Genomic DNA, 20,309 nt, shown 5'->3' with positions numbered 1-20,309 from the left:
TGGTCGGCCGTGGACGCTCCACCACCCCGGGAGCCGGTCCGGTCACGGCCGATTCGCGGACAACGCCGAGCCCCGGCGCGTACAGCCCTGACCGGTCATGGCGTTACTCCTGGTGAACGGTACGCACACACCGCCAGGGTTTTCCGCATGAACAGAGGAATTACCCCGACGGAGGCATTCCGCCAACGGCAGGCACCGGAGCGCGAGTTCTCGATGCGTTTCACGTCGACACCGCGCGGCGCCCGGCTCGCACGAAGGCTTGTCGCGCGCAGGCTCGACGACTGGGGATATCCGCGAGGCTCCGACCCGCATGACGCGGTGACCCTCATCGTCGCCGAGATGGCGAGCAACGCGGTGCGCCACGGACACGTGCCCGGTAGGGACTTCGATGTCCGGCTCACCGTGACCACCACGCCCGGAACGCTCCGTATCGAGGTCGCCGACTCCCGTACGGAGAGGGGATCCGTACCCGAGGCCCCCGGTACGCCTCCGCCCGCGGACGAGGAATCGGGCAGAGGGCTCTACCTCATCTCGCTGCTCGCCGACCGCTGGGGCATCGTCCCCCGCGTGGACGCGCCCGGTAAGCACGTATGGGCGGAACTCGCCCTGGGACAACGGGAGAAAGGCTGAGGTGTGCCCCGATCTGGCTGAGACCCGACCCCGTCCGAACGGGTGCTCCATGTGATGCTGGATCTTCATATCATCGGCCTGGGTGTGAAGCGGGGGCAGGTGCGTCGTGGGGTACACGATTCCCGAAGGCGTGGACACGATGCTCGACGTCGTCGGCGTGGGCTGGCCCAATGTCGACGAGGAAGCGTACCGCGATATGGCGGACGCGCTGCGGGAGTTCGCGGACGACGCGGACGACGACGGGCACACCGCGCATCAGCATGTCCAGCGGCTGCTCTCCAGCGGACAGAGCGAATCGCTGACCGCGCTGGACCGGCACTGGAAGAAGGTCCAGCGCAAGAACAAGGATCTGGCCGCGGCGGCGAGGATCATCGCCGGTGCTCTGGACCGGGTCGCGGACATCATCGTGGCGCGGAAGATCGCTGCGGTCGCCGAACTCGCCGATCTCTGCGCCACGGTGGGCATCACCCTCGCGCTCGCTCCGGTCACCATGGGGCTCACCACGCTGCTCGCCGGCGGCAAGATCGTGGCGACCCGTATCGCCTTCAGGCGGATCCTGAAGGAGATGGCGGAGGCGGCGGTGGCGGAGATCGTCGCCACGCTCACCGAGCCCGCGGTGGCGGCGCTGGAGAACATCGTCACCGACCTGGCCATTCAGACCGCGCTGAACGCCGCCGGTGTCCAGGACGGCTACAACCCCGACCAGACCGTACAGGCGGGCAAGGACGGGCTGAACCTCGCGTCGGCGGACGGCGCCGCCGGTGGCCCGGGCCCCGGCGGCGGCCCGGTCATCGACCATGACGCGCACGGTCAGGCCGGGACCAAACTCGCGAACGTCCAGGTCTCGATGAAGACCCGGGCGGGCAGCAAGATCAACAAAGCCAAGGGTCACCACGGCCGGGCCAAGGGCAAGGACTCCCTGACCGCCGTACTCGACACGACCATCGAGAAGGTGACGGCACAGCTCGTCAAGGGACACAACGACCTCGGCGACCACCTCGGCAAGGCTCTCCCCGACGCCATCACCAAGGGGTCGAAGATCCACAAGGACACCGACCGGGGTGTTGACGACGGCATCAAGAAGGTCAGCGCCAAGGGCGGGAAGGACGGCGACCCCGGACAGGCGGGCAGAAGCGGACCGTCGCACCGCAAGGGTCCCGACGACACCCGCGTGAAGCCGGACTCCCTCGACCTCGCCAAGTCCGATCCCCGCCGTAACGCCATCTCGCTGGAGAAGAAGCTCTGCAAGAACGACCCGATCGACATCGCGACCGGCGAGATGACGCTGCCCCAGACCGATCTGTCGCTCCCGGGAGTCCTCCCGCTCGTTCTGCGGCGCACGCACCTCTCGGAGTACCGCTACGGCCGCTGGTTCGGGCGGAGCTGGGCATCCACCCTGGATGAGCGCATCGAGCCGGATCCCCGGGGACAGGGAGCGATCTGGGCCCGCGAAGACGGTTCCCTGCTGATCTATCCCCGGCTGCCCGGGCCCGACGACCCGGACGGTGTGCTGCCGGTCGAGGGTCCGCGCCTTCCCCTGGTGTACGAGGGGCGGGAGAACGCGTCCACGACGTACCGGGTCACCGAGCCGTCCTCGGGGCTCGCCCGGTTCTTCACCGGAAGCCCGTACAACGCGTCGCCCGCGTACTGGCTGACCGAGATCGAGGACCGCAACCACAACGGCATCACCTTCGTGCGGCGCGGCGACGGAAGCCCGGCCCGGGTGGTGCACGACGGCGGATACGAGGTCGCCCTGACCGTCGAGGACGGCCGGGTCAGCGGACTCGCGCTGCGTACCCCCGAGGGCCCGGTCACCGTGCGGTCCTACGGCTATGACGCGCAGGGCAACCTCGACGCGGTCGTCAACTCCTCCGGGCTCCCCCTGCGGTTCACCTACGACGCCGACGCCCGAATCACGTCCTGGACCGACCGCAACGGCTCGACCTTCCGGTACGGGTACGACACCGCGGGACGGGTTGTCCGGACGATCGGCCCCGCAGGCTGTCTGTCGTCCACGTTCGTCTACGAGACGGACCCCGAGACCGGTGGCAGGACCACGCGCTACACGGACTCCGCCGGCGCCACCAGTGTCTACACCGTGAACGACGCCTTCCAGGTCGTTGCCGAGACGGACCCCCTGGGGCACACCACCCGCTTCGTCCACGACGCCCACGACCGGCTGCTGTCCCAGACGGACGCCCTGGGGCGCACCACCCGCTTCGAACGCGACGGCAGCGGCAGCCTCGTGGGTCTCGTCGCCCCCGACGGTATGCGTACCACCGCCACGTACAACGATCTGCGCCTGCCGGTCAGCGTCACCGAACGCGGCGGGGCCCGGCGGCACTACACCTACGACGACCGGGGCCGTCTGCTGAACGCCGTCGACCCCGCCGGCGCGCGGACGGAGTACGCGTACAACGGGCGCGGCCATGTCACCGCCATCCGCGACGCCCTCGGCCGTGTCACCCGGATCAGGACCGACGCCGCCGGACTTCCGCTGGAGATCACCGCACCCGGCGGCGCGAGCACCGTCATCGTCCGGGACGCCTTCGGCCGCATCACCAGTGCCACCGACCCCTTGGGGGCGGAGGTCCGGCAGGGCTGGTCCCTGGAGGGCAAACCCCTGTGGCGTGAGCCGGCCGACGGCACCCGGGAGGAGTGGACCTGGGACGGTGAGGGGAACCTCCTCGGCCGCACCGACCGCATGGGCCGCACCAGCACCCACACGGCCACCCACTTCGACCGCCGCTCGGGAACCCGGACCGGCGGCGGTGACTACGCGTTCACCTACGACACCGAGTTGCGCCTGACCAAGGTCACCAACGCGGAGGGCCTGGAGTGGCACTACTCCTACAACGCGGCCGGACGGCTCGTCTCCGAGACGGACTTCGACGGCCGGACCCTGACCTACGATCACGACGCGCTGGGCCGGATCGTGCGCCGTACCAATGCCGCAGGACAGTCGCTGGCCTTCGAGCGGGACGCGCTCGGACGCGTCGTCGAACTGCGCCACGGCGACGGCGCGGTGTCGGCCTTCACCCACGACGAGAGCGGTCACGTCTCCCGGATCACCAACGCGCACGCCCGGATCGACCTGGTGCGGGACAGGGCCGGCCGGGTCGTGTCCGAGTCCGTCAACGGCCGTACGCTGGCGATGGGTTACGACGCCCTCGGCCGTCGCTCGCACCGGCGCACTCCGTCCGGTGCGACCAGCGACCTCTCCTACGGTGACGGAGGTCTGGCCGCCTACACGGCGGGGGACCACACCTTCCGCTTCGACCGGGACGCGCTGGGACGCGAGACCGCTCGTACGCTCGACGACTCGCTGACGTTCCGGCAGGAGTGGGACCCGGTCGGCCGTGTCGTACGGCAGTCCCTCGGCACTCCGGGCGCCGACATCCTGGACCGGGCCTTCACCTATCAGGCCGACGGCTCACCGCTCGGTGTGGACGACAGCCTCACCGGCCGCCGTACCTACACCCTGGACGCCGCGAGCAGGATCGCCGTCGTACAGGCGGAAGGATGGCAGGAGCGGTACGCCTACAACACCGCCGGCGACCAGACCCACAGCGCCCTTCCCGCCGGGGCGCCCGGCCAGGACAGCACGGGCCCGCGGCGCTACGACGGCAGCCGCGTCACGCACGCCGGCCGGACCCGGTACGCGTACGACGCCCAGGGCCGTGTCATCGAGCGGCGGACCACCACCCTCAGCGGGAAGATCCTCACCTGGCGTTTCACCTGGGACGCGGAGGACCGGCTCACTCATGCCGAGACTCCCGGCCATGGCCGCTGGCGCTATCTCTACGACGCTCTCGGCCGCCGGATCGCGAAGGAGCGCGTCGACGGGGACGGCCGAGTCCTGGAAGCCACCGGCTACTGCTGGGACGGGGCACAGCTGGCCGAGCAGTACACGGACGGCACCACGCTGGTGTGGGACTACGCGGGGCTGAGCCCGCTGGCGCAGCGCGAGTACAGGGCGCTCGGCCCACAGGAGGCCGGCGCACAGCGGAAAGGCGGCACCCAGGAGGAGTACGACCGCAGGTTCTTCGCGATCGTCGGCGATCTGTCGGGCAGCCCCAGCGAACTCGTGGGCCGTGACGGTTCTCTCGCGTGGCGGGCCCGGGGCACGGCCTGGGGAGCCACGCAGTGGAACCGCGACTGCACCGCGTACACACCGCTGCGCTACCCCGGTCAGTACTTCGACCCCGAGACCGGACTGCACTACAACGTCAACCGCTACTACGACCCCGACCTCGGCCGGTATCTCACCCCCGATCCGCTGGGTCTCGTCCCCGCGATCAACCACTACGCCTACGTTCCCAACCCCTTCACGCTCGCCGATCCCCTGGGTCTCGCCGGCTGCGAGGCCGACCCCACCTGGGGAGGGCGGGTCGTCTTCGTCAGGGACGAGCACGGACGTCCCTACGAGATGCACGCGACGATCACCAGGGACATGCTCAACGAAGGCACGGACGCGCGGAACTCGCTCCGGCCGCCGGGCTTTCTGCACGGCACCGACTACAACCAGGCCCGCGGGCACATGCTGGCGAACATGCTCGGCGGATCCGGCGACACCCTGGACAACCTGTTCACCATCACCCAGGACCCCACGAACAGCCCGGACATGCGGGACCTGGAGCAGTCGATCTACAACGCGGTGAACGGCGACCCCTCCCGGAACATACCCGGCGAGATCGTCCAGTACAGCGTCTACCTGGAGTACACGGACGATCTGAAAGACTCCGTGCCCAAGTACATTCAGATGGAGGCCGACGGAAACAACGGCTTCCGTCTCGGCACGTCTCTGCTGAACCCCGACCACGCCGACCAGCTCCAGCGACGTCTTCTAGGAATCCCGTGACCGCGCTCGCCGCACTCACCCGGCTCTGCCCGCCGCCCGAGACCTCCCCGCGTCCCGTCGACTGGGACGAGGCCGAAGCCCACCTCGGCATCCGGCTTCCCGGGGACTACAAGCGGCTCGCGGCGCTGTACGGACCCGGGGTCTTCGCCGGCTACATCCATGTCTTCCACCCCCATGGGGCGACCGAATGGGTCGACCTCACCGGTCCGGTGCCCGCCAGGGCGCGTGCGCAACTGCAACGGGACCTCGACGGAGGCACGCACCCGGTCCCCCACGACCCACGGCGTCTCTTCGCCATGGCCGGTACGGACAACGGTGAACGTCTCTTCTGGATCACCGACCCGCAGGACGCTCCCGACGCCTGGCGCATCACCGTGAACGAGGCCCGCGGTCCCCGCTGGTTCACCTTCGACGGGACCGTCACCGAGTTCCTCCTCGCCGTGCTGAGCGGTGAGACGACCGTGCCCCAGTTCCCGAAGGACCTGCTCGACCAGGCCACGCGTTTCACCCCGTCGCAACCGGTTCCGCGCACACCGCCGCAGCCCCCGGCCCGGCCGCCCGCCTCCACCGCCGCCGTCCGGGAGTGGGCCCGTGCCAACGGCTACGACCTCCCCGCCCGCGGGCGTATCCCCGCCGAGATCCTCGAAGCGTGGGACCGGGCAGGTCAGCCCGGGGCGGCCGGAGGCTGACGGGCCTGCCCCGGGGAGTGCCGACCGACGGAGCAACCAGGACGGCGGCCGGGGTGACGATGGAGGGCGCTCGGACCGTGCCGGAGGATCCGACGAGGTTCGTGGTCTGACCGGGCCTCGCTACAGCCGCCTCCCCCCGAACACCCCCGCCCCGTCCGCACCCTTCCACCAGGCGTCCAGGGCGGGCTGGTCCAGGGTGGGCCAGTCGGGGGTCGACTCCACCAGGGCCCGGCCCAGGCGGCGGCCGAGGTCGACCATGGTGCGGCCCATGACGGAACGGGCGCTGTCGTAGGTGCCGAGGGCCTCGGGCAGGGACGGGGTGGAGCGGAGCGCGGATTCGAGCAGGGCGGCGTCCTGGAGGGCCTTGACCGCGCCCGCGCCCGTGTGGGGGCGGGCGACCGTGGCCGCGTCACCCAGGAGGGCCAGACGGCGGGTGGTGCCCGGGGAGGCGGTGAAGTCGTACATCGGCTGGACGAACAGTTCGCCGGGGGTGGTCAGTGCGACGAGCTCGGCCCAGAACGGCGGCAGACGACGGGAGGCCAGCCGGGCCAGGTGCTCGCGCAGACGGTCGCCCAGGGTGCCCGGCGGCAGGCTGGTGGGCAGCGAGAGCAGATTGTCGGAGCCCGGGGGCGGGGCGGTGTACAGGACCCAGTTGACCCGGTGACCGCCCGTGCCGTCCGGGATGCGGTAGACGACGAGATGGCCGCCGGGGAACACGACGTAGGCGACCGTGGTCTTCTCCCACCGGCCGGGGTCCGGCAGCCGGCTCTCCGGGTAGGCGCCGCGCCACGCCAGATAGCCGGCGTAGGCGGGGCGTACACCGGGGCAGGCAGTCTCACGGACCACCGAGCGATAGCCGTCCGCGCCGATCACCAGGTCGTAGCGGGCCGAGCCCGTCCGGGTACGGACCTCGGCGCCGGAGACCGACTCGACGACGGAGGAGACCTCGGTGCCGGAGCGGAAGACGACCGGATCGGGCACCCGGGCCCGTAACTCCCGCCACAGCGGCCCCCAGTTGTACGTACGGAAGGCGAAGGCGTCCGAGGCGATCAGACGGCCCAGGGGAGCGTCGCCGTCGCGGACGAGCCAGTGGCGCTCCGTCAGTCTGACCCAGGGCATCGCGCCGTCGAGATAGCCCGCCGCCTCCAGCTCCGTGTAGCGCGTGCTGTGGACGGCGACTCCGACGCCCCGGTCGGCGAGATCGCCCGCCGTGCGCTCGTAGACGGTGATGTCCCGGTGCCCCGCGCGGTGCACGGCGAGTGCCGCCGCGCATCCCCCGATGCTGCCGCCCACGACGGCGACCCGCAGTCCGCTCATGGAGCGCATCATGGCAGCCCCCCGCGCCCGGAAGCGGCCCGGACGCGGGGGAGCGGCGGGAATCAGCCGATCAGCTGCTCGTACGCGGGGAGGGTCAGGAAGTCCTCGTAGTCCTCGTCGAGCGCCACCTTCAGCAGCAGGTCGTGCGCCTGCCGCCAGTTGCCCGCCGCGAACGCCTCGTCGCCCAGCTCGGCGCGGATGGCCTCCAGTTCCCGCGCGGCGACCTCGCGGGCGAGTTCCGGGGTGGCGCGCTCGCCGTTCTCGAAGACGACGCCCGCGTTGATCCACTGCCAGATCTGGGAGCGGGAGATCTCGGCGGTGGCCGCGTCCTCCATCAGATGGAAGATGGCGACCGCGCCGAGGCCCCGCAGCCATGCCTCGATGTAGCGGATGCCGACCTGGACCGCGTTGCGCAGCCCCTCGTACGTGGGTGTGGCGTGCAGGGAGTCGACGGCGATGAGGTCACCGGCCGCGACGGAGACGTCCTCGCGCAGACGGTCCTTCTGGTGGGGCCGGTCGCCGAGGACGGCGTCGAAGGAGGCCATGGCGATGGGCACGAGGTCGGGGTGGGCGACCCAGGAGCCGTCGAAGCCGTCGGCCGCCTCGCGGTCCTTGTCCGCCTTGACCTTCTCGAAGGCGACCCTGTTGACCTCGGCGTCGCGGCGGGAGGGGATGAAGGCCGCCATACCGCCGATGGCGTGGGCACCGCGCCTGTGGCAGGTGCGGACGAGGAGTTCGGTGTAGGCGCGCATGAAGGGCGCGGTCATCGTGATCGCGTTGCGGTCGGGGAGGACGAACTTCTGGCCGCCGTCCCGGAAGTTCTTGATGATGGAGAACAGATAGTCCCAGCGGCCCGCGTTCAGCCCGGAGGCGTGGTCGCGCAGCTCGTAGAGGATCTCGTCCATCTCGTAGGCGGCGGTGATCGTCTCGATCAGGACGGTCGCGCGGACCGTGCCCCGGGGGATGCCCGTGTAGTCCTGGGAGAACACGAAGATGTCGTTCCAGAGACGTGCCTCCAGGTGGGACTCCGTCTTCGGGAGGTAGAAGTACGGGCCCTTGCCGAGGTCGATGAGGCGCCGCGCGTTGTGGAAGAAGTAGAGGCCGAAGTCGACCAGCGCGCCGGGGACCGGGGCGCCGTCCGGGGCCTGGAGATGGCGTTCCGTCAGATGCCAGCCGCGCGGGCGGGTGACGACCGTCGCCAGCAGATCGTCCGGCTTCAGGGCGTACGCCTTGCCGGTGCGCTCGTCCGTGAAGTCGATCCGGCGCTCGTACGCGTCGATCAGGTTGAGCTGGCCGAGGACCACGTTCTCCCAGGTCGGCGCGGAGGCGTCCTCGAAGTCGGCGAGCCAGACCCGCGCGCCCGAGTTCAGGGCGTTGACGGTCATCTTGCGGTCGGTGGGTCCGGTGATCTCCACCCGGCGGTCCTCCAGCGCCCGGGGAGCGGGGGCGACCCGCCAGGAGTCGTCCTCGCGGATCGCGGCCGTCTCCGGCAGGAAGTCCAGGGTGGAGGTACGGGCGATCTCGGCACGCCGCTCGGCCCGGAGGGCCAGCAGCTCGTCCCGGCGGGGGGTGAAGCGCCGGTGCAGCTCCGCCAGGAAGGTGAGGGCGGCCTCGGTGAGCACCTCCTCCTGCCGGGGCAGGGGCTCGGCTGCGACGACGGCCAGCGGGGAGGGCGCTGGTGCGGACATGAGCTGTCACTTCCTTCGACGGGCGGTGCGCGGGTGCGTACGAAGGCCCCCGGGCGGCGGGGGCGACTGAATCGGATATTAGTTTCCTCATCGTGGAAGTTCAAGGTCTGTTGATATCGAGAATCCGCGGTTCGACACACCGCGGGTGCGGGGCCGTTTCGACCAGCCGCGGGTGCGGGGCCGTCCCCGCACCCGCTCGGACCGTGGCCCGCCACCCGGGGCGGCTCACTCCAGCCGTTCCAGGTCCTCCGGCGTGTCGATGTCGTACGGCTCCGCGACATCGCCGCACTCGACCAGGACCAGCGACGAGGCGTGCCCGGCCAGATAGGCGCGGGCGCCCCGGTCGCCCGCCGCGCTCCGGGCGACCGCCCGCCAGCGGTGCGCGCCGAGGAGCACGGGATGCCCGCGCACCCCCTCGTACGAGGCCGCCGCCAGCGCGTCACGGGAGCCGTACGCCGCCCGGACCCGGGAGACCGCCGCCGCGCCGATCCCCGGCTGGTCCACCAGCAGGACGAGTGCCGCGTCGGCGTCCGTGCCCGCGAGGGACTCCAGGCCCGCGCGCAGCGACGAGCCCATGCCCTCCGCCCAGCCGGGATGGTCGACCAGGACGCAGCCGGGGAGGTCCGGCAGCACGGTCCGGGCCCGCACCTGGTCGGCTTCCGCGCCCAGCACCACGTGCACCGGCCCGCAGCCGCCCTCGCGCAGCACCTCGACCGCGTGCTCGATCAGCGGGCGGCCCCGGTGCGGGAGCAGCGCCTTCGGCCGTCCGCCGAGCCGCCGTCCGCCGCCCGCGGCCAGCAGCAGTCCCGCGACCACCGGACCTCCCCGGACCGGTCCGCCCAGCGGCTCCGGCAACGGCTGGTTCGACAGGGGTGTCATGGGGTGTGTCATAAGGACTCCCTAGCGCAAATCCGGGCGAAGCGGCGAGTGGCTGACGGACCGTCGGCGGCGGGCCGCGACCGTGCGCGCGGCGGCCGTCGTCCGGCGTGGAGAGGGGCGGGTGACCTTGGGTAAGGTGCTCATTCCAGTTCGTGTAGTTCGCCGTGGGGGACAGAAATCGATGAGTGGGCGCGCACATCAGGGAACGGTCTTTCAGCCACTCGGTGAAGGGGATCCGCGGCACGTCGCCGGATACCGGCTCGCCGCCCGGCTCGGCGCGGGCGGTATGGGCAAGGTCTATCTGTCGTACACACCGGGCGGCCGGCCCGTCGCCATCAAGGTGATCCGGCCCGACTTCGGGCAGGACGCGGAGTTCCGCCGCCGGTTCGCCCAGGAGGTGCACGCCGCGCAGCGGGTGCAGGGCCTGTACACCGCGCCGGTCATCGACTCCGACCCCGACGCCGAACAGCCCTGGCTCGCCACGGCGTACGTCCCCGGGCCCTCCCTCGCCGACGCGGTCGCCCAGCACGGCAAACTGCCGGTCGAGACCGTGCTGTTGCTGGTCGCGGGCATCGCCGAGGCCCTCCAGGTCATCCATGGCGCGGGCATCGTCCACCGTGACCTCAAGCCCGCGAACGTCCTGCTCGCCGCCGACGGCCCGCGCGTCATCGACTTCGGCATCGCGCGCGCCGCCGACGCCACCTCGCTCACCAGCAGCGGTGTCACCATCGGTACGCCGTCGTTCATGGCCCCCGAGCAGGCGGCCGGCAGCCAGGTCACCCCGGCCACCGACATCTTCGCCCTCGGCCAGGTCGCGGCATACGCGGCCACCGGACGGGCCGCCTTCGGCGAGGGCACCTCGCACGGGGTGCTCTACCGGATCGTGCACGAGGAGCCGGACCTCTCCGGCGTACCGGAGGCCCTCCACGAGCTGGTGACCCGCTGTCTGGCGAAGGAGCCGGACGAGCGGCCCTCGGTCGCCGAACTGCTGACGATCTGCCAGAGCGCCAACGCCGAAACGGTGCTGCGCCGCCCGGAGGAGTGGCTGCCGAGCGTGGTCGCCGCCGAGATCGGTACGCGCAAGGCCGCGCCCGCACCGCCGGTGACACCGGCGCCCCCGGCCGCCCCCGCTCCCGGCCACGTCCCCGCGCCGCCGGCGACCCCGCCGCTCCCGGCCGCGGGCCCCCAGGTGCCCGCGCCCCCCGTCGGCGCCCCGGCGGCGGGTCCCGCAGGGCCGCCCGGCGGAGCGCCGGCGCCCGTCGAGCCGCCGCCGTCCGCGGCCCCGCAGGCGTCCCCCGAGGCCGGGAGCCCCGCCGCGGCCACCGGCCCGGAGCAGGCCGCCGGGACCCCGCAGGACGCCGCCTCCGGCACCCCGGGCGACCCGCGGGCGGTCACCGCCACCCCCACCGCCGTGTCCGCCCCCGCGACCCCGCCACCCGGTTTCGGTCCGCCCCCGGCCTCCGCGTACGGCTACCCGCATCCCCAGCCGGTTCCCCAGGGCGCCACGGTCCCGACCCCGCAGTACGGCGCGCCCGCGCAGCCGTACGGGGCGGCCACCGCGCCCGCCGGGCCCACCCCGCCCCCGAAGAAGCGCGGCCGGTTCATCGCGATCGCCATCGCCGCCACCCTGGTCGTCGGAGCGCTCGCGGGAGGCGGCGCGTATCTGGCCCTGTCGGACAAGGACGACAAGGGGGAGACGGGGAGCAGCAAGCCCGGTGACGCCGTGGCGGCCTCCGAGGCCCCCCGGCAGCCGGTGGACAGTACGCCGGAGTCCGGGCCCACTCCGGATCCCTCGGTGTCGGAGCAGCCTTCGCAGCCCGCCGAACCGGTGCAGGACCCGGAGCCCTCCTCGTACACCGGCCTCAATGTGGTCGACGGCTACCACCTCACCTTCGGGGACGACCCGCTCAAGCCGCTCGACGACAACTCCAACTCCGACGTCTCCTACGACTGGAGCCTGGGGCGCCTCGACGTCGAGAACGGCAGGCTCATCCTGCTGCGCAACGGCCAGAAGCCGGACCTCGCCACCTGCCGCGGCGAGACCCGGTACGCCCAGAACCTCGAACTCGACGTGCTCTCCAAGGGCTCGAAATTCTGCGTTCTGACCGACTCCGGACATGTGGGCGTCGTTACCTACCAGGGCAAATCCCCTGATTCCGACCCCAGTAAGTTTGTCACCCTCGATGTCACGGTGTGGCTCAACGCGGTGGATGTCGTACAACCGACATCCTGAATTCGGTCCGCGGAGTGGCGCGTACTGCCTCCTATGGCGTTAACTTGCCCGCAACTCTGGGTGGTTGTGCATCGACTGAGTGTCGTCGAGCCGTCCCGGGGGTGTGTGAGGGGGAGAGCTTTGTTGCGAAGCGTGGGGCAGACGCGGGTGACAGGGAGCGGGGAGGACCCCAGGGCGGCGGAACTGAACGCCGCCGTCTCACGGCTGCGCCGTGAACTGGCGGCCCACCCCGGACGGTTCTCCGACCGGGACGTCGCCGAGGACGAACTGGCGGTACTGGCCGCGATGGTGGCCGGCGGCGCCCCGGAGATCCCCAGAATGCGCCGCTCCCTGCTGCTGATCGCGGGCGCGATCGGCTCGGTCAGCGCGCTCGCGCCCGCGCTGCTGCAGGTGCGCAGGGCCGTGGATCTGTTCGGTGAGGTGCCGCGCCAGCCGTGAAGTGCCGCGCCGGCCCGTGAGGTGCCGGTCGCCCGTGAGGTGCCGCGCCGGCCGTGCATCGATACACCGGCCGTGAGCCGCCGCGCGGCGGTCCGGCCCATCGGCCCGGGCGTTCGGCGCATCGGCCACCGAACCGGCTTACGGAGGTCCTGTGCCGGGTCCCATGGCCCCGGGGGCGGGGCTCCGGGGTGGTGTGCCGGAGCCCCCGCCCGCGCGTTCCGCATACCCGCTCCGTGCGGCGGTCACCTGCCCGGCCGGTCACCTGCCGGGCAGGTGCCGCCTGCGGTGGCACGGTCGAGAGGCCGGTCATAGCGTGGAAACCAAGGGGGTTCCACAGGCCGTAGACCGAAACGAAGGTGCCAACATGGCCAGTAAGCCGACCGTCGTCCTGGTGCATGGATTCTGGGGCGGCGCAGCCCACTGGGGTAAGGCCATCCTTGAGCTGAAGGACCGCGGCTACACCTCCCTGAGGGCGGTGGAGAACCCGCTCACCTCGCTCGCCGAGGACGCCGAGCGCACCCGGAAAATGGTCAAGCAGGTGGACGGCCCGGTGCTGCTGGTGGGCCACTCGTACGGCGGCGCGGTCATCACCGAGGCGGGCGATCTGCCGAATGTCACCGGACTGGTCTACATCGCCGCGTTCGCGCCCGACGCCGGGGAGAGTCCGGGCGGAATCAGCCAGGAACTCCCGCCGGCCGCAGTCGAGAACATCGTCCCCGACTCCGACGGCTATCTCTGGATCAAACAGGATAAGTTCCGCGAGAGCTTCGGCCAGGACCTGTCCGCCGACGAGGCGCTGGTCATGGCCGTCACGCAGAAGGCCCCTCTCGCCTCGACCTTCGGGGACGAGGTGACGGACCCCGCGTGGCGGAAGAAGCCGGTGTGGTACCAGGTGTCGACGAACGACCGGATGATCCACCCCGACAACGAGCGACGGATGGCCCGGCGGATGTCCCCGCGCAAGATCGTCGAACTCGATGCCAGTCATGCGTCGCTGGCCTCGCAGCCCAAGGCCGTGGCCGATCTCATCGACGAGGCCGCGAACAGCACGTAGCGCCGGCGGCACCGCGCCGTGGGACGCGGCCGGGGACCGGGCCGTACGGGACCGTCAACCCGCGCCCGTGGCCGAGCCGTTGTTCGCCAGCGCCGCCGACAGCTCACGGGCGACCTCCTGGAGCACGGGCACGATCCGCTCCGTGGCCGACTCCGTGACCCGGCCCGCCGGACCCGAGATGGAAATCGCGGCGGCGGTCGGCGAGTCGGGCACCGGGACCGCGAGACAGCGGACCCCGATCTCCTGCTCGTTGTCGTCGATCGCGTAACCGGTGCGCCGGACCTCCTCCAGGGCCGCGAGGAAGCCGTCGGGCGTGGTGATGGTCTTCTCGGTGGCGGCCGGCATACCGGTCCTGGCGAGCAGCGCCCGTACCTCGTCCGCGGGGGTGCCGGCGAGCAGGGCCTTGCCGACACCCGTGGAGTGGGGCAGGACCCGCCGTCCGACTTCGGTGAACATCCGCATCGAGTGCTTGGACGGCACCTGTGCCACGTACACGACCTCATCACCGTCGAGCAGCGCCATGTTCGCCGTCTCGCCCGTCTCCTCGACCAACCGGGCGAGACAGGGGCGGGCCCAGGTGCCGAGCAGCCGGGAGGCGGACTCGCCGAGGCGGATCAGACGGGGGCCGAGCGCATAGCGGCGGTTGGGTTGCTGGCGGACGTAGCCGCAGGCGACGAGGGTGCGCATCAGCCGGTGGATCGTGGGCAGCGGAAGGCCGCTGCTCGCCGACAGCTCGCTCAGCCCGACCTCGCCCCCGGCGTCGGCCATGCGTTCGAGCAGATCGAAGGCGCGCTCCAGGGACTGCACACCACCGCTGGTCGTGGTCTTGGCGGCGTCGGCGGAGCCGGCACTGGACGTCGGCACGGGCGGCGGTCCTTTCGGGCGGACGGGCAAGGGAGCAGCCTACCGGGCGGCGGCGCCCGGCACACCGCTCCCGGCCGGAGTCCTCGCCGGTCAGGGGGTGTTTGTCCGCTGGCCGTCCGGAGTCGGGAAGCGTCTCGGGCGGGGCGGCGGCACCTGGGTGGAGCACCTGTGGAACAACGCTACCTTCTGCTGATCGGGATTCCCATTCCGCCTGATGGAAATTCCGTCCCTTGACGGCCCGACCGCCCAGAGGGAAGACTCCTTCAACAGTTCGTTGATTCTGTCGGATGTGCGAACACGCGGACGGGCGGCGATGTGGACCTGAGCGACACGGATGTGAGGGGCACGGACGCGCGTGGCACGGGCGCGGGTGCCACAGGCGTGAGTGACGCGGGCGCGGGTGCCACAGGCGTGAGTGACACGGACGTCGGCGGCCTCGGCTCGGGCGGTGTCGATCTCGTCCTGCGCTCGTCGCGGGTGGTCACCCCCGACGGAACCCGTGCCGCCTCGGTCGCCGTCCGGGGAGGCAGGATCGCCGCTGTCCTGCCGTACGGCTCCGCGGTCCCGGCCGGCGCCCGGCTGGAGGACGTCGGCGACGATGCCGTACTCCCCGGTCTCGTCGACACCCATGTCCATGTGAACGACCCTGGCCGCACCGAGTGGGAGGGGTTCTGGACCGCCACGCGCGCGGCGGCCGCCGGCGGTGTCACCACCCTGATCGACATGCCCCTCAACTCCCTGCCGCCCACCACGACCGTGGGCCATCTGCGGACGAAGCAGCGTGCGGCGAGGGACAAGGCCCATGTGGACACCGGCTTCTGGGGCGGCGCGGTTCCCGGCAATGTGCCGGAGCTGCGGGCGCTGCACGACGCCGGGGTCTTCGGCTTCAAGTGCTTCCTGTCGCCGTCCGGCGTCGAGGAGTTCCCCGAACTGGGCCCGGACCGGCTCGCACGGTCGATGGCCGAGATCGCGGGCTTCGGCGGACTGCTCATCGTGCACGCCGAGGACCCGCGCCGTCTCACGCCCCCGCGGCCGGGCCCGAAGTACGCCGACTTCCTGGCCTCCCGGCCCCGGGACGCCGAGAACAGGGCCGTCGAGCAGTTGATCGGGCTCGCCCGGCGCCTCGACGCACGGGTGCACATCCTCCATCTGTCCTCCGCCGACGCGCTGCCGCTGATCGCCGCGGCCAAGGACGACGGCGTCCGGATCACGGCCGAGACCTGCCCGCACTTCCTCACACTCACCGCGGAGGAAGTCCCGGACGGAGCCACGGAGTTCAAGTGCTGCCCGCCGATCCGGGAGGCCGCCAACCGGGACGCCCTGTGGGCGGGCCTCGCGGACGGCACCATCGACTGCGTCGTCTCCGACCACTCGCCCTGCACCACCGCGCTGAAGACCTCCGACTTCGCCTCCGCCTGGGGCGGCATCTCCTCGCTCCAGCTCGGCCTCCCCGCGATCTGGACCGAGGCCCGCCGGCGCGGCCACACCCTGGACGACGTCGTCCGCTGGATGTCGGCCGCCCCCGCGCGGCTGGCCGGGCTGGGCCACAAGGGCGCGATCGAGGCCGGACGCGACGCCGACTTCGCGGTGCTCGCGCCCGACGCCGCCTTCACCGTCGATCCGGCCCGGCTCCACCACCGCAACCAGGTCACGGCGTACGCGGGCAGAACCCTGCACGGGGTCGTCCGTACCACCTGGCTGCGCGGCCGGTGCGTCATGGCGGACGGCACGTTCCCGGCCGGGCCGGCCGGACTGCTACTCGAAAGGAACAACTGAACATGTCCAGCCCCGTCCTTCCCGCCGTCCCCTCGTTCACCGGCGCCGCCGATCCGTACCCGGGCGGCGACCCCTACGCCGACTACCGCACCGCCGAGTTCCCCTTCGTCCACCACGCCGATCTCGCCGACCGGCGGCTCGGCGCGTCCGTGATCGCCGCGAACGACGAGTTCTTCGCCGAGCGCGAGAATCTGCTGAAGCCCGGCCCGGCGGAGTTCGACCCGGAGCGTTTCGGCCACAAGGGCAAGATCATGGACGGCTGGGAGACCCGACGCCGCCGGGGGCCCTCGGCATCCCGCCCGTACCCCCTGTACGACGAGCACGACTGGGCGCTCGTACGGCTGGGGGCGCCCGGGATCGTCCACGGGATCGTCGTCGACACCGCCCACTTCCGGGGCAACCACCCGTACGCCGTCTCCGTCGAGGCGACCGCGGTCGCCGGGACGCCGTCGCCCGCGGAACTCCTCGCGGACGACGTGACATGGACGACGCTCGTCCCCCGTACGCCCGTCGGCGGGCACGCGGCGAACGGATTCGCCGTGTCCGTCCGCAGGAGCTTCACCCATGTGCGGGTCAACCAGCACCCGGACGGCGGAATCGCCCGCCTGCGGGTGTACGGGGAGGTGGCGCCCGATCCCGCGTGGCTCGCCGCGCTCGGCACCTTCGACCTCGTCGCGCTGGAGAACGGCGGACGGGTGGAGGACGCGTCCGACCGCTTCTACTCCCCGGCCACGCACACGATCCAGCCCGGCCGCTCCCGCAGGATGGACGAGGGCTGGGAGACCCGCCGCCGCCGTGACGCGGGCCACGACTGGATCTCCTACCGGCTGGCCGGGCAGTCCCGGATCCGCGCGATGGAGATCGACACCGCGTGTCTCAAGGGCAACAGCGCGGGCTGGGCCTCGGTCTCCCTGCGGGACGGCCCGGAGGGCGAATGGGTCCGGATCCTGCCCATGACCGGGCTCCAGCCCGACACCAACCATCGCTTCGTGCTGGACGCCGTCGCGGTGGGGAGCGAGCTCCGGCTCGACATCCACCCGGACGGGGGGATCTCCCGGCTGAGGGTCTTCGGCAGCCTGACCGAGGAGGGGATGGCGGCACTGCGCACCCGGGACGACTCCCTGCGGGGGTGAGGCCCGGCCGGTGCCGCCCCGGGATCGCCGGCGGAGCGGCCCCGGGCCTCCGGTCGGTACGGCCTCCGGCTGCCGCGGGCGTGGCCGTGCACAGCTATGAACTGGCGGGCCGCCCCGAGTACGGCTCGTACTGAGCACCGGCGTACGCGCGCTAGGGCGTGTATCGAAAGTAGCGCCGTCCGCCCGGAGGGCGGGGCCTGCGGCGTCCGGTGCGTGCAATCGCAAGGCGGAGGGTCGCCCTCGTACTGGACGTACTTGGGTGATTCCGACAACGCAGCGAGTGTGCGTGCTGGGCGTCGCAGGCCAGGCGGGACTTTCGATACACGCCCTAGTACCGGACACCCGCACGGCACGGCACCCACCGGGTACGCGCCGGCCCCGGTGGGGAGCATGTGCCCATGGCACGTACAGGTGTTGTCCCGGCGGCTATTTGCAGGCGTCGGCGGCCATCACCACCGCGACCCCCGCCACGGCGATCACGATATTGGTGAAGAGGCCGTGATCCTCCATGAAATCAACGTTCTCCGTGAGGAAGCGCGTGAAGCCCAGGAAAGGAAACCAGCCCGTCAGCTCCCGGATGACGCCGGCCACGCCCACGAGCACCAGCAGCCCGCCGGTGGTCTCGATCAACTTCTTCATGCCACGATCCTTCTCCCGCGCACCGCACCGGCGCGTCGGCCCTCGGGATGTGCCGCCGGGCCGAAAGTCTCAGGTCCCGCGACTTTGGTAGCTTCCGGCCTCCGAGGGGCAGCGGGAAGGATCCCGCCTGCGTAACTTTGTCGACATGACGCGTACGGAGTACCCCTGGCTGCTGCCCTCGGCCATGGCGGAACCGGGCCTGATCGACCCGGCGCCGCCGGGGGGCCGGCCCGAGGGGAAGCCGGGCCGGCCCCCCGGCGGGAAGTCCGGCCGCCGGGGGCGCCGACCGCGGCGGACCGTGCGCGACTGGGTCGTCGACATCATCGCCTTTCTCTTCGCCGCGCTGCTCGGACTGGTCGCCGCCGACGCCAGCGACCAGATCAACCAGAACGACGGGATCGTCCTCTTCGACCAGTTGGTGGGCGCGGCGTCCTGCTGTGCGATCTGGCTGCGCCGCCGCTGGCCCGTCCAGCTCGCGATCGTCCTGACCGTGATCACGGTCGTCTCGCCGGCCTCCGCGGGCGCGCTCATGGTGAGCCTGTTCAGCCTCGCCGTGCACCGGCCCTTCCGGCCGCTCGCGATGGTCGGCGCGCTCTCCCTCGTCCTGGGCGCGATCCAGCCGTTCGTCCGTCCCGATCCCACCACCAGCACCCTGACCTCGATCATCGTCGGGGCGGTCGTCCTGCTGCTGGTGACCGGCTGGGGCATGCTCGTACGGGCCCGCAGGCAGCTCGTCGTCGCCCTGCGCGAGCGGGCGCGACGGGCCGAGACCGAGGCGGAACTCCGCGCCGAGCAGGCACAGCGCCTGGCGCGCGAGGCCATCGCGCGGGAGATGCACGATGTGCTCGCCCACCGGCTGACCCTGCTGAGCGTCCACGCGGGAGCCCTCGAATTCCGGCCGGACGCGCCGCCCTCCGAAGTCGCGCGGGCGGCCGGAGTGATCCGTGAGAGCGCGCACGACGCGCTCCAGGACCTGCGCGAGATCATCGGCGTCCTGCGGGCGCCGGGCGACGGCGACGGCGGCAACCGCCCGCAGCCGACCCTCGCCACCCTGGACGCGCTGGTCGCCGAATCCCGGGACGCCGGGATGAAGGTCACCCTCGACAATCGCATCCGCGATCCCGCCGCCGTCCCCGCCGCCATCGGCCGTACCGTGTACCGCATCGCCCAGGAGGGCCTGACCAACGCCCGTAAGCACGCGCCGGGCACGGAGGTCACCGTCGCGGTCGACGGCCGGCCCGGCGACGGGCTCACCGTCGGCATCGACAACCCGGCCCCCGACGGCGAGATCGAGGCGGTGCCCGGATCCGGCCAGGGGCTGATCGGACTCACCGAACGCGCGACGCTCGCGGGCGGCGGACTCGAACACGGAGTCACCGGCGACGGCGGTTTCCGTGTCCGGGCCTGGCTACCGTGGGCGGCATGACTATCCGGCTGCTCGTCGTCGACGACGATCCCCTCGTGCGCGCGGGCCTCTCCTTCATGCTCGGCGGAGCCGACGACCTGGAGATCGTGGGGGAGGGCGCGGACGGCTCGGAGGTCCCCGCGCTCGTCGAACGCCTCGCCCCCGACGTGGTGCTGATGGACATCCGGATGCCGGAGGTCGACGGGCTCACCGCCACCGAGGAGCTGCGCCGCAGACCCGGCGCCCCCGAGATCGTCGTCCTCACCACCTTCCACGCCGACGAACAGGTGCTCAGGGCCCTGCGCGCCGGGGCCGCCGGCTTTGTCCTCAAGGACACCCCGCCCGCCGAGATCGTCGCCGCGGTACGCCGGGTGGCCTCGGGCGAACCCGTCCTGTCGCCCGCCGTCACCCGGCAGTTGATGAGCCACGTCGCGGGCCGCGCGCACGAGCGGGGCACCGCCGAGCCGCGCAGAACCACGGCCGCGCAGCGCCTGGCCACCCTGGCCGAACGGGAACGGGAGGTGGCGGTCGGGGTCGGCCGCGGCCAGTCCAACGCGGAGATCGCCGCGGCGCTCTTTATGAGCCTTCCGACCGTGAAGACCCATGTATCCCGCATTCTCGCCAAACTGAGCCTCAACAACCGTGTCCAGATCGCGCTCCTCGCCCACGACGCCGGCCTCCTGGACGACGAGCCCTGAGCCGG

The 20,309-nt window shown here is 71.9% G+C and carries 15 protein-coding genes; 10 read left to right on the top strand and 5 right to left on the bottom strand.

Features of this window, described 5'->3' with window-relative positions; genetic code table 11:
* Positions 1-147 precede the first annotated feature (147 nt).
* From ACFYT4_RS26005 to ACFYT4_RS25995, 3 genes are all read left to right on the top strand, one after another.
* Positions 148-630, top strand: a complete 483-nt coding sequence (locus ACFYT4_RS26005) for an ATP-binding protein (RefSeq protein ID WP_389273696.1) — start codon at positions 148-150, stop codon at positions 628-630.
* Positions 631-736: 106 nt separating this feature from the next.
* On the top strand, positions 737-5,491 hold the full coding sequence (locus ACFYT4_RS26000) for an RHS repeat-associated core domain-containing protein (RefSeq protein ID WP_389273693.1): 4,755 nt from the start codon (positions 737-739) through the stop codon (positions 5,489-5,491).
* The gene (locus ACFYT4_RS25995; RefSeq protein ID WP_389273690.1) at positions 5,488-6,180 is read left to right on the top strand and encodes a histone-like nucleoid-structuring protein Lsr2; all 693 of its coding nucleotides are present in this window, start codon (positions 5,488-5,490) and stop codon (positions 6,178-6,180) included. Before ACFYT4_RS26000 ends, ACFYT4_RS25995 begins: the two co-directional genes overlap by 4 nt.
* Positions 6,181-6,300: 120 nt before the next feature.
* Here the strand turns inward: ACFYT4_RS25995 and ACFYT4_RS25990 are convergent, their stop codons facing one another.
* The 3 genes from ACFYT4_RS25990 to ACFYT4_RS25980 all read right to left on the bottom strand — a co-directional run bounded on the left by ACFYT4_RS25990 (position 6,301) and on the right by ACFYT4_RS25980 (position 10,064).
* Entirely contained in the window at positions 6,301-7,497 is a 1,197-nt protein-coding gene (locus ACFYT4_RS25990) for an FAD-dependent monooxygenase (protein WP_389273687.1), read from the bottom strand.
* Between the two features lie 62 nt (positions 7,498-7,559).
* Positions 7,560-9,185: a malate synthase A gene (gene aceB / locus ACFYT4_RS25985; RefSeq protein WP_389273684.1), complete on the bottom strand. Its 1,626-nt coding sequence runs from the start codon at positions 9,183-9,185 to the stop codon at positions 7,560-7,562.
* 225 nt (positions 9,186-9,410) lie between these two features.
* Positions 9,411-10,064 (bottom strand): NTP transferase domain-containing protein, encoded by a 654-nt coding sequence (locus tag ACFYT4_RS25980; RefSeq protein WP_389273774.1) that lies wholly within the window; start codon positions 10,062-10,064, stop codon positions 9,411-9,413.
* A gap of 181 nt (positions 10,065-10,245) precedes the next feature.
* Here ACFYT4_RS25980 and ACFYT4_RS25975 point away from each other — a divergent pair, with 181 nt between their 5' ends.
* From ACFYT4_RS25975 to ACFYT4_RS25965, 3 genes are all read left to right on the top strand, one after another.
* Positions 10,246-12,297 (top strand): protein kinase, encoded by a 2,052-nt coding sequence (locus ACFYT4_RS25975; RefSeq protein WP_389273681.1) that lies wholly within the window; start codon positions 10,246-10,248, stop codon positions 12,295-12,297.
* Positions 12,298-12,417: 120 nt separating this feature from the next.
* Positions 12,418-12,735 carry a DUF5955 family protein gene (locus ACFYT4_RS25970; RefSeq protein ID WP_389273678.1) on the top strand — a complete coding sequence of 106 codons (318 nt, stop codon included), beginning with the start codon at positions 12,418-12,420 and terminating at the stop codon, positions 12,733-12,735.
* 364 nt (positions 12,736-13,099) lie between these two features.
* Positions 13,100-13,789, top strand: a complete 690-nt coding sequence (locus ACFYT4_RS25965; protein WP_389273675.1) for an alpha/beta hydrolase — start codon at positions 13,100-13,102, stop codon at positions 13,787-13,789.
* A gap of 54 nt (positions 13,790-13,843) precedes the next feature.
* On the opposite strand, the gene ACFYT4_RS25960 is transcribed toward ACFYT4_RS25965, so the two are convergent.
* Positions 13,844-14,653, bottom strand: a complete 810-nt coding sequence (locus tag ACFYT4_RS25960) for an IclR family transcriptional regulator (protein WP_389273672.1) — start codon at positions 14,651-14,653, stop codon at positions 13,844-13,846.
* A gap of 411 nt (positions 14,654-15,064) precedes the next feature.
* On the opposite strand from ACFYT4_RS25960, the gene allB reads away from it, so the two are divergent.
* Both allB and alc read left to right on the top strand, forming a co-directional pair.
* Complete coding sequence (gene allB / locus ACFYT4_RS25955) at positions 15,065-16,429, top strand: allantoinase AllB (RefSeq protein ID WP_389273669.1); 1,365 nt, start codon at positions 15,065-15,067, stop codon at positions 16,427-16,429.
* Between the two features lie 2 nt (positions 16,430-16,431).
* Entirely contained in the window at positions 16,432-17,562 is a 1,131-nt protein-coding gene (gene alc, locus ACFYT4_RS25950; protein WP_389273666.1) for an allantoicase, read from the top strand.
* A 426-nt stretch (positions 17,563-17,988) separates the two neighbouring features.
* Here the strand turns inward: alc and ACFYT4_RS25945 are convergent, their stop codons facing one another.
* Complete coding sequence (locus ACFYT4_RS25945; protein ID WP_389273663.1) at positions 17,989-18,201, bottom strand: hypothetical protein; 213 nt, start codon at positions 18,199-18,201, stop codon at positions 17,989-17,991.
* A 145-nt stretch (positions 18,202-18,346) separates the two neighbouring features.
* On the opposite strand from ACFYT4_RS25945, the gene ACFYT4_RS25940 reads away from it, so the two are divergent.
* Together ACFYT4_RS25940 and ACFYT4_RS25935 are read left to right on the top strand one after the other, a co-directional pair.
* A complete protein-coding gene (locus ACFYT4_RS25940) occupies positions 18,347-19,627 on the top strand; it encodes a sensor histidine kinase (RefSeq protein WP_389273660.1) in 1,281 nt (426 codons plus the stop codon).
* The gene (locus ACFYT4_RS25935; RefSeq protein WP_389273657.1) at positions 19,624-20,304 is read left to right on the top strand and encodes a response regulator; all 681 of its coding nucleotides are present in this window, start codon (positions 19,624-19,626) and stop codon (positions 20,302-20,304) included. Before ACFYT4_RS25940 ends, ACFYT4_RS25935 begins: the two co-directional genes overlap by 4 nt.
* The last annotated feature ends 5 nt before the right edge of the window (positions 20,305-20,309 follow it).

The sequence above is a fragment of the Streptomyces sp. NPDC004609 genome (genome assembly GCF_042873655.1).
Taxonomy (GTDB): Bacteria; Actinomycetota; Actinomycetes; order Streptomycetales; family Streptomycetaceae; genus Streptomyces.
The sequence above is the reverse complement of the archived record's forward strand: the minus strand, read 5'-3'. Positions and strand labels throughout refer to the sequence as shown.

Bases quoted from the DNA above. Each gene is read 5' to 3' on its own strand.
- aceB (WP_389273684.1), bottom strand. From the start codon at position 9,185: ATGTCCGCACCAGCGCCCTCCCCGCTGGCCGTCGTCGCAGCCGAGCCC.
- ACFYT4_RS25945 (WP_389273663.1), bottom strand. From the start codon at position 18,201: ATGAAGAAGTTGATCGAGACCACCGGCGGGCTGCTGGTGCTCGTGGGC.
- ACFYT4_RS25975 (WP_389273681.1), top strand. From the start codon at position 10,246: ATGAGTGGGCGCGCACATCAGGGAACGGTCTTTCAGCCACTCGGTGAA.
- ACFYT4_RS25990 (WP_389273687.1), bottom strand. From the start codon at position 7,497: ATGAGCGGACTGCGGGTCGCCGTCGTGGGCGGCAGCATCGGGGGATGC.
- alc (WP_389273666.1), top strand. From the start codon at position 16,432: ATGTCCAGCCCCGTCCTTCCCGCCGTCCCCTCGTTCACCGGCGCCGCC.
- ACFYT4_RS25940 (WP_389273660.1), top strand. From the start codon at position 18,347: ATGACGCGTACGGAGTACCCCTGGCTGCTGCCCTCGGCCATGGCGGAA.
- ACFYT4_RS25965 (WP_389273675.1), top strand. From the start codon at position 13,100: ATGGCCAGTAAGCCGACCGTCGTCCTGGTGCATGGATTCTGGGGCGGC.
- ACFYT4_RS25935 (WP_389273657.1), top strand. From the start codon at position 19,624: ATGACTATCCGGCTGCTCGTCGTCGACGACGATCCCCTCGTGCGCGCG.
- ACFYT4_RS25980 (WP_389273774.1), bottom strand. From the start codon at position 10,064: ATGACACCCCTGTCGAACCAGCCGTTGCCGGAGCCGCTGGGCGGACCG.
- ACFYT4_RS26005 (WP_389273696.1), top strand. From the start codon at position 148: ATGAACAGAGGAATTACCCCGACGGAGGCATTCCGCCAACGGCAGGCA.